This window comes from Haloechinothrix halophila YIM 93223, from assembly GCF_000504245.1.
In the GTDB taxonomy this organism is placed as follows: Bacteria; Actinomycetota; Actinomycetes; order Mycobacteriales; family Pseudonocardiaceae; genus Haloechinothrix_A; species Haloechinothrix_A halophila.
This window is the reverse complement of record NZ_KI632509.1, coordinates 1,812,532-1,827,840: the sequence shown is the minus strand read 5'-3', so window position 1 is coordinate 1,827,840 and position 15,309 is coordinate 1,812,532. Positions and strand designations below refer to the sequence as shown.

The window sequence follows — 15,309 nt, the reverse complement described above, 5'->3', positions numbered from 1 at the left end:
TCAGCTCCTCCAGTCTGCTTCCAGCAGGTCGATTTCGTCCTGGGATAGCGACACCAAGTCCAGATCGGATGGTGTGTGTCCCCCTCGTGCGGATTGGCCGTCCTGTGTCGCCAGCGCCATGAGCACTCGAACGAAAGTTCGTGCGAGCTCATTGATCTCAGTCTCGTCGAACAGACGATTCGCGTAAGTCCATGCGCACACCAGATACGGGCCGTCGACACGATCCTCGATGTGGGCATTCAGCTCAATGCCATGTGTCATCGGCATGGACTCCGTGGTGGTACCACCGAGTACGTCACCATCCGACGCGGGTACGAAGTACTCCCCGTTCCCGGTTGCGAAGCGTCCGAGATAGTTGAACCCAAGTATGGGCTCATCATGCTCACCGAGCTGGCCGGCGATATGGCGTAGTAGTCCGTACCCGATTCCTGAAGAGGGAACAGCGCGTAGACATTCCTTTACTCGTTTCAATGCCGAATCGAGCATGGTGGTATCGCCAGCGTTGAGCGCTGCTTCGACGTCGTGCACGCCTGGATCGAGCAATACCGGATACAGGCTGGTGAACCAGCCGACAGTACGTGAGGTATCCGCTCCCGGCACCATCGCGTCCTCACGACCGTGGCCTTCGACGTCGACTCGTACGGCGCCGTCGCATGCCACGCCGTGGTGCTTGCACCAGTGGGTCACAGCCAAGGCGAGGCCGGTGAGAAGCACGTCGTGAACGCTCGCGTTGAACCGGGAAGGAACATCGACCAACAAACTCACAGCGTCCGCGGGCTCTATCACCACGCGCAGCTCACCGGCGGTAGCGTAAGTGTCTCGTGCCAGATCTAGTGCGCCACGTGCCGACAGCGGATCAGGTCCAGCCACAGTGGAAAGCCAATACGTCCCATCTGTTGCCTCGGCTGCCCGTATTAGCCCGAGTGACCACGCTCGAAACGGCGTCGTCACAGCGGGCAGCTGTGGCTCATGTCCCTCAGCGAGTGCCGCGTTGGCTTGTCGGAGATCGTCGAGCATGATCCGCCAGGACACCCCATCGACGACGAGATGATGAACAGCGAGCAGTAGCCTGCCTGGACGGTGGGGACCTGCGTCGAACCACACAGCCCGGATCATCTGTCCGGCTTCAGGGTCGAGCTCACCTGCTGCGCGGTGTCCCTCTCCCGCGATCAGCTCACGTAGCGAGGCTTCGTCAACGCCAGCTACGTCGATTCGGCGCAAGCAACTGTCAACCGTCACCGTCGCGTGGTCAGGCACGTTGAGTACCAACTCTGGGTGACGGCGTAGCCGAGCACGCAACATATCGTGGTGACCGATGAGAGTGCCAAGAGCCCGTTGCAAGACCGGCAGCCGGGTCCCCGGTGGTGTACTCAGCAGCATCGACTGGTGGAACCCACTGTCTAGACCACCTCGCTCAGCCAACCAGCGCATGACGGGTGTGGCTGGTACATCGCCAGTAGCCACTTCCGCGCTAGGTAGCTTTTCCTCGTGTACTCGTTCGGCGACGGCCGCGAGGGCGCGAACAGTGCGGTGTTCGAACACCTCACGCGCGGTAAACAACAGACCTTCTTTGCGCGCCCTGGCAACGAGCTGAATGGCGATGATCGAATCCCCGCCGAGTTCGAAGAAGCTCTCATCGACGCCGATACCGGCCACACCGAGGACCTCCCCGAAAACCGTCTGCAGCGCGCGCTCCACACCGTCTTCAGCCGCCGCGACGACCCCGCTGCCGCCAAACTCGGGCGCTGGCAGCGCGGCACGATCGAGCTTCTTGTTCGGAGTCATCGGGAACTCGGCGAGCGGAACAATCGCCGCGGGCACCAGATAGTCAGGCAGCTCCCGCGATGCGTGTGCGCGTACCGCGGCTAAATCGAGAGCGGCACCGGGTTCGGGGATGACATATGCGACAAGCTGACGAACGCCAGGCCGGTCCTCGCGCACCACCACAGTCGCCGCCGAGACGTCCCTATGATCAGCGACAACGGCTTCCACTTCCGCCGGCTCGATCCGAAAACCACGTATCTTCACCTGATCATCAGCTCGGCCCGCGAATTCCAGTTCACCGTCAGCGGTCCAGCGCGCCAAATCGCCGGTGCGGTATACGCGCGAGCCAGCACGACCGAAAGGATCGGCGACGAACCGCTCCGCGGTCAGCGCGGGACGATTCAGATAACCACGGGCGAGCCCAGCCCCGGCGATATAGAGCTCACCAAGCACCCCTGGTGGTACCGGTTGAAGCCGCTCGTCGAGTACATACAGTTTCGTGTTGACTATTGGCTTGCCAATAGGTGGTGTGGCCGACCCGGAAAGCGGCTCACTGTGCGAAGCCATAACGGTGGACTCCGTCGGGCCGTACCCGTTGATCATTCGCCTGCCCCGCGACCAGCGTCCGACCAACTCCGCCTGGGTGGCCTCCCCTGCGACCATGAGCATTCCACCCGGCAAGATCGCATCGTTCGAGGGCAACGCGGCCAACGCGACCGGAGGAATGATCGCGTGTGTGACCTTCTGGCGGGTGAGCAATCGCGTGAGTGTGTCACCGGGCAGGAGATGTTCAGCCGGCGCGATAACCAACGTCGAGCCGCACAGCACGCCCATAAGAAGTTCAAGAAACGCCGCGTCGAAACTGGGCGACGCGAATTGCAGGACCCTGGCCCCGTGGCCAAGTCCGAGCACACTCACGCACTGCTCGCGTAGGCTGGGCAAGCCACTGTGGGTGACCACAACGCCCTTTGGCTTTCCTGTCGAACCCGAGGTGTAGATGAGGTAGGCCGGATGTTCCGGTCGAGGCTTGACCGCTGGTTGTGGTTCACGCGATGTGATGTCGGCTAGCGTGCCGGGATCGTCGAGCACCAGGGTGGGACACCCCTCCGGCAACGACTCCGCGATCGCGGCCGTGGTCACAACCAGGGCCGGATCCGTGTCGGAAAGCATGTAAGCGATGCGCTGAGGCGGGTAGGCAGGATCCACCGGAAGGTACCCAGCACCGCTTTTCGCGATCGCGACTAACGCGACGATAAGCTCGGCCGACTTAGGCATGGCGACGGCGACGAACCGTTCTGGTCCCACACCACACTCTCGTAAGGCACCCGCGAGCCTGCCCGCCCGATCGTCGAGCTCAGCGTAGGTTAGTTCCTCGACCAGATCGCCGGAACAGCCATCGGATGGGTCGAACACCACAGCCACAGCGTCCGGCGTAGCGACCACTCGCTCGGTGAACATCTCCGGCATCGTCGTCGCCGGAAGCTCGACCGAAGTATCGTTCCAATGCTGCAGCACGCTGTGCATCTCAGCCGCACTGAGTAGTTCAACGGAACCGATCCGCGCCGAAGCGTCCGCGGCGACGGCATCAAGCAATCGGACATACCGCTCGCTGATCTTCACCGCGGTATCTCTGTCGAACAGGTCGGTCGCGAACTCGAGCACGCCCGCGAACCCATCGTCGTGTTGGGCCAGTTCGATCGTGAGGTCGAATTTGGCCACCGGAAGCGACAATGGATACGGCTCGCATTCCAGTCCAGGTAGGTGGAACAAGTCCGCCGTATCCGTGTGTAACCCCAAAGCCACCTGAAATAGTGGATTCGCGGCAAGAGATCGGTCCGGCTGCGCTGCGTCGACAACCCGCTCGAACGGAAGGTCGGCGTGAGCGAACGCGGCGAGGTCGATGTCACGGACACGGGCAAGCAACTCAGTGAACCCTGGGTTTCCCGAGGTGTCTGTACGCAGCACTACCGTGTTCGCGAAGTAGCCGACAAGGTCGTCCACCGATTCGTCCCGCCCAGCGACCACCGTCCCGATCGGGATGTCCGTTCCGGCACCGAGTCTGGTGAGCAGCGCGGCGAGCCCCGCTTGCAACACCATGAAGACAGTGGTGCCTGTCCTTGTCGCGAGCGCGGCCAGCTGAGTGCGCAGCTCTCCCGGAATAGTGAAGCTGACGGTATCTCCGCGATGGCTCGCCACCTTTGGACGCGGGCGGTCCGTCGGTAGCTCTAGCACATCAGGCATGCCCGCGAGAGTGTCAACCCAAAACCGCCGCTGCCGGGCGGCGAGACTGTCATTGTCGTCGATATCGCCGAGCAGCTCACGCTGCCACATCGTGTAGTCGGCATAGGTAACCCTGAGAGGGCTCCATTGTGGAGCGTCGCATCGTGTGCGCGCTGCGTATGCCTCGGCAAGGTCCCTTGCGAGGGGAAACTCCGATGCACCGTCCGTCGCGATGTGGTGAATGACGAGCAATAGCAAATGCTCGTCATCTGAGCAGGAGAGCAGAGTGGCACGGAACGGCATCTCGACACCGAGATCGAACGTTTGATACGCGTAGGTCGATGCGACGGCGTCGAGTCGGGCACGATCAACACTCTCGTGTGTCAGTTCGGGAACCGCGTCGTCCAGCACCTCTTGATACGGCACACCGTCCTGTTCGGCGACGATCGTGCGAAGCGGTTCATGCCGGGCGGTTACGTCAGCGAGGGCGGTACGCAGCGCGTCGACATCCGGCTTCCCCCGCAGCCATAGCGCGGTGGGCAGATTGTACGTCGCAGCCGACCCGGCAAGCGTGTTCTCTATCCACAACCCACGTTGCAACGCAGAGAGCGGCAGGCGGGAGGGTCGCTGTTTCGGTCGCAGGAGTGGCCTCGCCGCGTCAGCTCCTTCGATACGGCCGAGTAGCAACTCAGGGGTCGGTGCCTCAAACACATCTCGTACCGCCAGCTCAACGCCGAATGTGGCGCGCAACCTGCCAATGAGCCTTGTCGCTAGCAGGGAGTGACCGCCGAGCGTGAAGAAATCGTCGTCGACGCTGACGCGGTCGACACCAAGGATCTCGGCGAGTAAGCCACAGAGAACTTCTTCAGCTGGTGTACGTGGCGCCTTGCCGTACCCTGCCGTGCGGCCAGGTGCCGGCAACGCCTTCCGGTCGAGCTTGCCGTTCGGGGTCAGCGGAAGCGCATCAAGCACGACCACGGTCGCGGGGACCATGTAAGACGGCAGCCACCTAGCCACGTGAGCCCGTAACGCAGCTGGATCAGCACGTTCAACGTGACTATCGACGACATAGCCCACAAGCTGGGTGGCGCCGTCAGGGCTATCCGTGCGTGCCGTGACTACCGACTGCGCGACACTAGGGTGGTCAGCCAGTACGGCCTCGATCTCACCGAGCTCCACCCGGAACCCCCGGATCTTCACCTGGTGATCGGCGCGGCCGACGAACTCCAGTTGACCGTCGTCGGCCCACCGCACAATGTCGCCCGTGCGATATAGGCTCGCGCCCGGTGGTCCAAATGGGTCAGCGACGAACCGCTCAGCGGTGAGCTCTGGGCGGTTCAAGTAGCCACGGGCGAGCCCAGCACCACCGATGTACAGTTCACCAGGAACGCCAACCGGCAGCGGCCGCAATGCGCCGTCCAGAACGTACACCCGCGTATTGCCGACCGGCCCACCAATGGAAGGCCCACTTTTCCGTTCAGTGAGCGGAGTCGCGGTTGACCAGACCGTCGTCTCGGTTGGCCCGTACAGGTGAAGTACCCGTTCGCCAAGTTCCCGCAAGGCAGCGGCGAGCGCGGGGGGCAGCGCTTCCGCACCGACGAACATACGCAGCCCGCGCAACGCGTCGGGGTCGTATGCGACAAGGGCCTGCCACAAGCTCGGTGTGGCCTGCAAGGCGGTAATGCGATCGGTGCTGATCACGCGTGTCAACACGGCGGGCTCACGCGCGTCGGCAGCGGGTACGAGTACCAGCTGTGCGCCCGCGAGTAGCGGCAAATACATTTCCGGCACGGCCATGTCGAACGCGATCGTGGTGGGTGAAAGCAGTCGATCGGAGCATCGCAGGTCGAACCACGCGCCCACGGTGATGAGAAAGTTCAGCAGCGCACCGCGACTCACCACGACACCCTTCGGCCTACCGGTGGAGCCCGAGGTGTAAATGACATACGCGGGATGTTGAAGGCGAAGGCCGGAGACGTTCCGTTGACCATCGCTTATGGACTGTCGCTCCAGCTCCCGTGTCGTATCAGGTGAGTCGAGGTGAAGGACTGCCGTGTCATGCATGTCATCGATGGCCCCTGCGGTCTCACGTGTGGCGACCATCAGGACGGGCTTGGCATCGGCAAGCAGAAACGAGAGCCGCTCAGCGGGCTGAGCGGGATCGATCGGGAGATACGCTGCGCCTGTCTTGAGCACAGCCAGCAGACCGACCAGCAGGTCAGTCGTGCGAGGCAGCGCTAGCGCAACGAACTGTTCCTCGCGGACGCCCCGTGACAAAAGTAATCCCGCGAGCTGATTCGCCCTCGCGTTTAACTCGGCGTAGGTCAGTTCGCTATCCGGCGCCCGTACTGCGACTCGATCGGCATGGCGCGCGGCCGACGCCTCGAACAGTCGCACGGGGTCGCATTGTGGAATATCGGTGGCAGTGCCGACACCACCGTCGAGAACCATGCCAAGTTCATCAGGAGCGAGTAACGGGATGCCGCCAATAGGTGTCTCCGGTTCCACCGTGACGAAGCGCATGAGGAAACCGGAAAACAGATCGCGATACGGTGGCCACGGCATCGCCATGCCCGCTGGTGCCGGGAACCTGATCCGCAGCTCGTGCTCGCTGGCATCGATGTCAAGAATGCAATAAGGGTCGGCGTGGCTGGTTGGCGCGACGTCCGCCGCGCCAACCAGGGCATCTCGCGTGGACCCGGGCATCGGCACGAGCGCGGTAAGATGATCAGCACTGCCACGGCAACCGAGACTGATTCTCGGAACGTCCAACAATGGCTGCAGAAAGGCGGCCGCCGCGGCGATGACAACCCGCTCGATACCGACTCCACACGCCAAGGCGACCGTGCGCACTGCCGCATACTCCATTCCACGCACGATGTGCTGATCTGGCTTATGCATGGCGTCCACCTTTAACGGCTCAGCTTCTGACCATTCCCGGGAATGGCGTACCCCGGACTTCCGTACGACGGCCGTCCCTTACCAGCCAGCCGCCTCAGCGACGACGGCATAGACACCGTCAAGGTTGATCATCCTGGGCAATTCGGACTGATCGATGACGACGGAGAACCGCTTCTCGAGCGCGGCGAGGATCTCGATGGCGCGCAACGAGTCAGCGTCGTGGTCCTCTGCGAAGAGACTTGTATTGGTGACCTCGTCGGGGTCAATCTCCAGGATGTCGCACACGATCTCTTTGATCAGCTCAAGACGTTCAGTGACTGCTGCGCTCATCGCGGAATACTCCTTGTAGTGGGAGGTTCTACGTCCACCGACGATTATTGGCCCCACTACGCTGTTTTCAGTCGAACGCTGCATTCTCCTGCAAGGCGCAGTCATAGTGACGGCTCAGCAAGGCCCCCGCCGTAAACCGGCGGGGGCCTTGCTGAGCTGTCACTTTCCGTTAACTACGCTGAGCGGGCGCATATCTGTCCAGTGCTCGGTCACGTAGTCCAAACACGCCTGCCGAATGTCAGGACCATGTCGCACCGTCCATCCTGCTGGTACGTCAATGAATGCTGGCCACAACGAGTGCTGCCCCTCGTCGTTGACAAGAACGTAGTACTGGCCGTCGTCGTCCTCGAATGGATTCGCCATGTGGCTACACCCTTTCCTTACGGTGAGACTCGTAGGTGTTTAGCTCAGTCGCGAGGATCTGGCCGATCTCCGCAAGCGGCCCAGGCTTCATCAAGTCGTTGTGCCTGTAGTCGATGGTGCGTACGCGCACCTCCCCTCCAACATACGGTTCCCATGTCGCCGGAGTTGGTGAGATATCGATCTTGTCAATGGCCGCTACGACCACCACGATGTCGCCGTGGTACAGCTGCGGCCGGAACTCGTGCATCAGTTCACGGCAGTTGGCATATATCCGGCTAATCGCACCGACGTGCCGCTCTTCGAGACTCGCCAGTGAGCTACCCAACTTACGCAGGATCTTTACGACGTCGGAAAACCGCAACCGCTTGCGGCCCAGATATCGCCGGTCATAGCCAACCCAACCGAGTAGATCCGCCATCACCTCCTGTTCGCCAAGCTCGGCGAGGGTTTGCCCGGGATAGGTGTCGAGGACGGTAACCACGCCGACCTCCGCGCCGCGTTCCGTAAGCATCGTGGCCAAGACGTGCGCGAGAATGCCGCCCGAGGAGTAGCCGACAAAGTGATACGGACCGTCCGGCTGCACCGCACGGATCTGCTCGAGGTAGTCCTCAGCCATTTCGTAGATCGTCGCCGCTAGTGGCTCGGTTGAGTCAAGACCTCTTGCTTGCAGCCCATACACCGGGATCTCGGGAGCAAGATGGTTGATCAACCCAGAATAGCACCAACTCAGACCACCTGCGGGGTGCAGACAGAACAGTGCCGGCGCATCGCCATAGGGCCGCAGCGGCAACAGGACGTCAAGCGGGCTCCCAGATTCCCCACCGTTAGATATCGTCTCCGCAAGGGCCGCCACGGTGGGTGCTTCGAAGAGACCCCGGATCGTCAGCGGCACGCCGAAAGTCTCCCGGATCCCATTTACCAAACGCGCCGCAAGCAGGGAATGGCCACCGATCTCGAAAAAGTTGTCCCGAATCCCGACCCGACGGAGTCCTAGTACATCCGCGAACAAACCACACAACATCTCTTCCTGTGGGTTGCGTGGAACTTCGCCAACCACTTTCGCGGAGAAATCGGGCGGAGGAAGAGCCTTCCGGTCGAGCTTTCCATTCGGCGTCAATGGGAAGTCTCCGACCACCACAATCGCCGTCGGCACCATGTATTCGGGTAGCCGCGTCGCTAGATACGTACGCAGAACCTGCTCGGACGGTGGATTCGATGCATCGTCCGGCACGACGTAGCCGACGATGTGTTCGCTGCCATATGGTTCGCTTAGCAGCACGGTCTCGGCCTGCCCGACGCTGGAGTGTGAGGCGAGCGCGGCGGACACCTCACCAAGCTCAACTCGCAGACCTCTGATCTTGACTTGATCGTCGGCACGACCTACATAGCCGAGGCGGCCACGCTCATCCCAGTAAGCGATATCTCCCGTGCGGTACATGCGCGAGCCCGGCTCGCCGAACGGATCGGCGACGAAACGCTCCGCGGTGAGCGACGCTCGACCAAGATAACCGCGTGCGAGCTGGCTACCGGCGAGATACAGCTCGCCTGACACGCCGCGGGCCACCGGCCGCAGCTCAGCATCGAGCACGTAGGTTCGGGTGTTCCACACGGGCGTTCCGATGGGTACGGTGCCGGATCCGCGCTCGCACTCCCATGCGGTCACATCCACCGATGCCTCGGTGGGGCCATACAGGTTGTGCAGCTCCGTGCCGTGGTCCTCGAACAGATCAAGAAACCCCTGGAGCACTTCGCGCGGCAATGCCTCGCCGCTACACATCACTCGCCGCAGCCCTCCGCAGCTCGCCGCGGCGGGCTCGGCGAGGAAGGCACGCAGCATCGATGGTACGAAGTGGACGGTGGTGACCTTCTCGCTGGCGATGAGATCGGCCAAGTAGGCTGGATCGCGATGGCCGTCAGGGCGGGCCAACACCAGGGTTGCGGATTGAATCAGCGGCCAGAAGAACTCCCAGACCGACACGTCGAACCCAGAGGGGGTCTTCTGAAGCACGACATCCTGCTTGCTCAGTTCGTACCGGCTCTGCATCCAGCACAGCCGGTTGACAATGCCTCGGTGTGGTACGACGACCCCTTTAGGCCGCCCGGTCGATCCCGACGTGTAAATGACGTAGGCGGGATGACCATCCCGCAGCCCCGGATCTGGCGGCTTAGCAGCCGAGTACCCTGCCAGCAGTTCTTCCGCGGCTGGAGTGTCCAGTGCGAGCACATCAGTTGGCAAGTCGCTGGGCAAGGAACCGCTCGTGACGCTCGTGGTTAGTAGCAGAACTGGACGGGCATCGGTCACCATGAACGCGATACGCTCGGCGGGGTACCCGGGGTCGATTGGCAGGTACGCCGCTCCGGACTTGAGCACTCCCAATAGCGCAACCATCAGTTCGACCGAACGGGGTATAGCTAGCGCCACGACGCTCTCCGGCCCAACACCGCACGCGGTAAGATGGCCGGCCAGCCGGTTGGCCCGTTCATGCAGCTCGCGGTAGCTCAGTTCACTACCTTCGAAAACAACCGACGTAGCATCTGGCGTGGCATCCGCCGCCGCGTTGAGTAAGTCGGTAAGGGTGTCGTGGGGAACCTCGTGCGCAGTGGCGTTGTAGGTATCGATCACCAGTTCACGTTCACCACTGGTGAGCACATCGAGTGCATCGATGGGCTGGTCTGGACGGCTGTCGATGATCCGTAGGAAGTCCAAAAACCGTCGCTGGTGAGCGGCCAGCTCCTCGTCACCGTATAGCTCAGGGTTGGCGTCGAAGTCGAGTTGTAAACCACGTCCATCAGAACGCTGGTAGAAGATGAAGGAAAGGTCGTCCGATGGACCTATGGATAGGTTATGCACCACAGCACGACACCCATCGAAGCTGAGGTCGTAGTCGAACATCATGATGTTCACTTCAGGCCCAACGATGCGCTCCTCGCTGCCGACGAGGCGGAGATCGCGGCGCAAATCCTCGAACCTGTAGCGCTGATGACGCATGGCCTCGCGTAGCTCCGCGGCCACGTGTTCCATGAATTCGCCTACCGTCGCATCTGTACGAACACTCAGACGCAGTGGGACAACATTGGACACCATGCCTGGCACGCTCCGAGCGAGCTTTCCCAAGCGCGTAGACACCGGCACCCCAAGCAAGATGTCGGTGCGACCGGTCATCTTGTGCAAGTAGATGGCCACCGCGGCCATGATCGCTGGGGGAAGGCTGACCCCAGCCTCCCGCGCGAGATTCGACAGGCGCTCAGCGGCAACAGGATCAAGGAACTCAGTGCGCCGTACCAGGTCGCGAGCGGGAACGGGTGAGGTGTGGGCCAACGTAACCGGCTGCGTCCGGTCCGCAAGCACTCGCGCCCAATACTCTGCGTCGGCCGTGTACGTATTCCCTTCGCGATAGTGCGCTTCGAGAGTGAGTAACTCCGTCAGCGGTGGGAACGGATTTCCAGTCGCTTCCGTGTCTTTCCCGAGAGCTGTGTAGATCTCAGCGGCACGGCGAGTGAGCATCGCTACGGTAAAACCGTCGACGACAGCGTGATGATATGTGTAGAACCAGAGGTAGTTCTGGTCCCCGACGCGGAAAAGTTCGAAGTCGAATAGCACGTCAACGGCTGGATCTCGCGGGATCGCCATGTTCGCACGCATGGCGGTTACGGCCGCACCCCGCGGATCGGGCTCGTTACGAAGATCCGTGACCCGAAGTGTCCAGTCCGGCTCAGTCAGTTCAGCGTACGGCCCATCGCCATCATCAGCGAACCGTAGCCGTAGACACTCCGCTTCAATTACAAGCTGGTGCAGCGCGGCAGCGAACCGATCGACATCAACAGGACCGTTGATCTCTACGTATTCGCCGGTGTTGAACACGGCGCTGTCCTGATGGAGCTGTTGTGCGAACCAGATACCCGACTGTGCCGCGGTAAGTGGCAATCGGACCGTCGTGGACGAAGTCATCTCTGTCCCTCCTCGATTTCAGCCACAGCCGCCAGCATGGCCGCAGTCCGCACCGGCCAAGGGGGCGAACGTTGGTTCGTCCCCCTTGACAGGTGCTTGCTGCATCACCTGGCCTCGCACTACGGCCGCGAACGAGGGGAGCCGTTCCACCCCCCAGTACTTGTCATGACCGGATACGAAAAATGGCACACCGAAAACGCCATCGCGATCGATTCGCAGGAGTACATCCCTGCCTTCAGCACGCACAGCCGGATCATGCTGAGCCGAGGCGACCAACTCACCGTCAAGACCAGCACGCCGCGCCGCGGCGGCCACCACTTCCGACTCAGAAATGTCTTCCCCCAGTTCCCACCGGCTGCGGTACACCTCGTCGACATAGGCCCTGCCGCGTCCCTCGCTGTTGGCGACGATGTAGCCGAGGTGCGCGACCTCCCAGTGCGGATCGCGGTCTACTGGCCAGCGGAAATTGAGTTCACGCTCGGCCGCGAGTCGGCGCAGATCCTGCAAGATGTAGCGATGCTTCTCCTTGGACATCGGCACATATGCGAAGTTCCCGCCGGCCTCACCGAGCATGCTGGCTGATTCGCTGTCCGGTTCCCAGAAGGGGATCCACTCAATCGAGTCCGCGATGTCCGGATACCGGTCGATGAGATCGCGGTACGCGAGCCACGAGTACGGGCTCCGGAAGGAAAAATACCAGCGGGGAGTTTTCGTAGGCATGTCGTCGTTTCCTCCCACCTATAGTGCGATTCCACCGTCAACCTGCACCACGCTCCCCGTCAGGTAGGAGGCGCGGTCGGAGGCAACAAACGAGACAACATCGGCCACTTCGTCAGCGGTACCGAACCGGCGCATCGGGATTGACTCGAGCGACTTCTTCCGCACTTCCTCGCCTAGTCCGGAAGTCATGTCGGTGTCAATGAAGCCCGGCGCTACGACGTTGACACGGATTCCATAACGGCCGGTCTCCTTCGCGAGTGCCTTCGAAAATCCAATGATTCCCGCCTTCGCCGCCGAATAGTTCGTCTGGGTCGCATTGCCATACACCCCCGCGACCGATGATATATTGATAATACTTCCGCGTTTACGCTTCATCATCTCAAAGATGGCGGCCCGGCACGTTCGGTAGACGCCGTCGAGGTTTACATCGAGCACGGCATGCCAGTCATCATCGCTCATCATTACGAGTGCGCCGTCTCGCGTGATTCCCGCGGATGTTACAAGCACATCAGGCGCCCCGAGTTCGTCGCGAACTCGCTCCAGCAGCTCTTTGACCATGGCATCGTCAGCCATCTCGGCTTCAAACGCGCGTGCCCGAACACCCTGTTGCGCCGCGAGTTTCTCGACCTCCACCGCGGCCTCGGCGTTGCTCTGGTAGGAGAACGCCACGTCGTAACCGTCGCTGGCGAGTCGTAGCACGCAGGCTCGGCCGATACCGCGCGATCCACCTGTGATCAGGGCGACCCGGTTGTCATTCATCAGCTTCCTCCTTCATCTCGGAGGGGCGCACCATCGCCGCGTCCCTGAAGGCCATCACCACGCGCGACACGGTCAGTACAGCGCGCCCGGCAACATTGCTGGCCCCCGTGACGATGACGGTGTCGGACACAGCGCGGAATATCGCGACGTGATGCTCGACGACTTCTCCAGGGAACACGTCATTGTGGAACTCAACATCGGTGATTGCCCCGAAGAGCATCACTTTGCCGGCCGTGACGTCGGGATTTGGTCGTTTGATTGTGGCGAGCACACCTGCGGCTTGACACCACGATTCCAGTAACAGCGTCTTCGGGTAGGCGAAGTCAGCAGCAGGCGCCGTCTCATCTGTACGCGCGTACCACGGCTCGTTCACCGACACCGCTTTCCGCGCCACAAGCCTTTCACCTGGAACGATGTCAATGACATCGTCCACAAGAAGCATGGGGTAACGGTGTGGGAGCAGCTGCCGGATTTCCGCAGGGCCAATCGCGGCGCACGTGGGCATCGCATCAACTGTCATGCTGGCGCCTCCTCGCTATAGCGGAGTCGAATGCTCGCGACGGGGCCTCGATCAGTACTGGCCTCCGCCGAACACCGCACGCCCTCCTCGATGTCCTGTAAACGCACCGACACCGTGAGAGTGTCATCAGGAAACGCGGGCCCGATGAACCGCGTGGACTCCACAGCAACAAGCCATAAGGAGCGGGATGCCTGCCGCAGTGCGGTCTGATGGGCCCGCTCTACCAGGCACACTCCGGGAAATATCGGAAAACCAGGGTAGTGACCCGCGAAGATCTCCTCACTCGGATCAATGTGGTAGCGGGCCAGCATGGTATCGCTCGTCGTCGCGAGCAATTCTCCTTCGCCGCGTAGCGGACTACATGACGCCGTCAACGGTCAGCTCCGCCGAGCTTATCCTCGATGAGCGCGTGTGCGTCGTTCAAACATCCGATCCGCGTCATCTCAGACTCGACAAGTTTCACTCCGTACCGTTTCTCCAACACCACAACGACTTCCAGCGCCATTAATGAGTCCACATCGAGATCGTCGATGAAGCTCGTCTCATCGCCGACGTCTTCTATGTCGACGTCGAGTATCTCCGCGATGAGGTTCCGCAGCTCGTCCTTGTCAAGTTTGGGTGTCGCTGGTGTGGCCATCGTTCGTTCCTCCGATGCTGTTCTTGTTCCTCCGGACGGTCGTTCAACGCAGACGGAGCACAGCGCAACCGACCGCACCTTCAGGGTCGATGCCGGTCACCAGCGCCAGCCGACCCGCTGCGGTCCGGTCCGACTCGGCAACGGCGAGCACGGCACTCACCTGTAGCGCCGCTCCCGCGGCCGCCGTGTCACCAAGCAGGTCGCCTGGAACGATCCGTGTGGGAGTTGGTTTGACGAGTACGTTCTCCAACGCTCGTCGCTCAAGGTCGCCGTACACACCAGGTGCACAGCACGGCGATACTGCCCAAAGATCCGCTGCCTCGGCATCAGCCATTCGTAAGGCGTTCTTGATCACTGTCGTGAATGTAGCGGCAGGATCAGAAGGATCTGGCACACCAAAACGGACCGAGAGCAACTCTGCCAACCCGTCGCCACCACCGGCCTCAACTTTCCAGATCGCGCATCCTTCGCCAAGTAACCCGGAATCGCCGCCGCTTCCAGCGTGATGCTCCAACCAAGCACGGGCACGCGAATATTCCTCAACAGCACCACACAGCACCGTCTCAGCTCGCCCGCCCCGCAGCATCCGCGCGGCGTAGTTTAGTGCGTATAGCCCTGCGAGCCTGCCGCCAGCCACCGTCGCGTTGGGACCGCGCAACCCGTACCAGATCGCACACTGTCCTGACGCACAATTCATAACTGTGTTCGGAAACCGTGCTGGATCGACGAAGAACGGCTTGTCGCCCTCAAACGAATCCCTGGTGAAGTCCATGATTGATTGAGCGCTACCGGTCGTGGTTCCCAACACGAGACCGGTATTCTCGCCAATCTCACGCTGCCATTCACCACATTCCTCATTGAGGAGTCTGCCCACCGCGGTCACCGCTAGCGCGGTGGCCCTGTCCATCGAGCGAGTCCCCTTGCGCCCTAGTTCGGCACGGGCATCAAAGGCAGGCACGAGTGCGGCCCGTTGCACCGGGACCTGCCACTGATCCGGGTCAAGCTCGGTATCAACCTGGGCACCCGCAGCGAGACCAGCGGCGAAGGCCGCTCGGCCGATACCGAAGCCGGAAACGGCTGACCACGCGGAGAGCACCGGCGGGTCTGCGGTTGTCGTCATAACGACTCCTTCGGTCGTGGTTGTGG

The 15,309-nt window shown here is 61.7% G+C and carries 10 protein-coding genes; all 10 read right to left on the bottom strand.

The genetic code is table 11. The features are described from left to right. The 10 genes from AMYHA_RS08385 to AMYHA_RS08345 all read right to left on the bottom strand — a co-directional run bounded on the left by AMYHA_RS08385 (window position 1) and on the right by AMYHA_RS08345 (window position 15,283). Window positions 1-6,837: a non-ribosomal peptide synthetase gene (locus AMYHA_RS08385; RefSeq protein ID WP_169732910.1), complete on the bottom strand. Its 6,837-nt coding sequence runs from the start codon at window positions 6,835-6,837 to the stop codon at window positions 1-3. 126 nt (window positions 6,838-6,963) lie between these two features. Further along, window positions 6,964-7,215: an acyl carrier protein gene (locus tag AMYHA_RS08380; protein WP_034269714.1), complete on the bottom strand. Its 252-nt coding sequence runs from the start codon at window positions 7,213-7,215 to the stop codon at window positions 6,964-6,966. Window positions 7,216-7,374: 159 nt separating this feature from the next. Continuing rightward, window positions 7,375-7,578 carry an MbtH family protein gene (locus tag AMYHA_RS26340; protein ID WP_084036967.1) on the bottom strand — a complete coding sequence of 68 codons (204 nt, stop codon included), beginning with the start codon at window positions 7,576-7,578 and terminating at the stop codon, window positions 7,375-7,377. 4 nt (window positions 7,579-7,582) lie between these two features. Continuing rightward, entirely contained in the window at window positions 7,583-11,527 is a 3,945-nt protein-coding gene (locus tag AMYHA_RS08375) for a non-ribosomal peptide synthetase (protein ID WP_034269711.1), read from the bottom strand. A gap of 18 nt (window positions 11,528-11,545) precedes the next feature. After that, window positions 11,546-12,247: a 2-hydroxychromene-2-carboxylate isomerase gene (locus AMYHA_RS08370; protein ID WP_034269708.1), complete on the bottom strand. Its 702-nt coding sequence runs from the start codon at window positions 12,245-12,247 to the stop codon at window positions 11,546-11,548. Between the two features lie 18 nt (window positions 12,248-12,265). Beyond that, complete coding sequence (fabG, locus tag AMYHA_RS08365; protein WP_034269705.1) at window positions 12,266-13,006, bottom strand: 3-oxoacyl-[acyl-carrier-protein] reductase; 741 nt, start codon at window positions 13,004-13,006, stop codon at window positions 12,266-12,268. Beyond that, window positions 12,999-13,511 (bottom strand): 3-hydroxyacyl-ACP dehydratase FabZ family protein, encoded by a 513-nt coding sequence (locus AMYHA_RS08360; RefSeq protein ID WP_034276380.1) that lies wholly within the window; start codon window positions 13,509-13,511, stop codon window positions 12,999-13,001. Before AMYHA_RS08360 ends, fabG begins: the two co-directional genes overlap by 8 nt. A gap of 11 nt (window positions 13,512-13,522) precedes the next feature. Further along, window positions 13,523-13,837, bottom strand: a complete 315-nt coding sequence (locus tag AMYHA_RS28370; protein WP_407919906.1) for a 3-hydroxyacyl-ACP dehydratase FabZ family protein — start codon at window positions 13,835-13,837, stop codon at window positions 13,523-13,525. Window positions 13,838-13,896: 59 nt separating this feature from the next. Next, complete coding sequence (locus AMYHA_RS08350) at window positions 13,897-14,163, bottom strand: acyl carrier protein (protein ID WP_034269698.1); 267 nt, start codon at window positions 14,161-14,163, stop codon at window positions 13,897-13,899. A 43-nt stretch (window positions 14,164-14,206) separates the two neighbouring features. Continuing rightward, window positions 14,207-15,283, bottom strand: a complete 1,077-nt coding sequence (locus tag AMYHA_RS08345; RefSeq protein WP_034269695.1) for a beta-ketoacyl synthase N-terminal-like domain-containing protein — start codon at window positions 15,281-15,283, stop codon at window positions 14,207-14,209. Window positions 15,284-15,309: the final 26 nt, after the last annotated feature.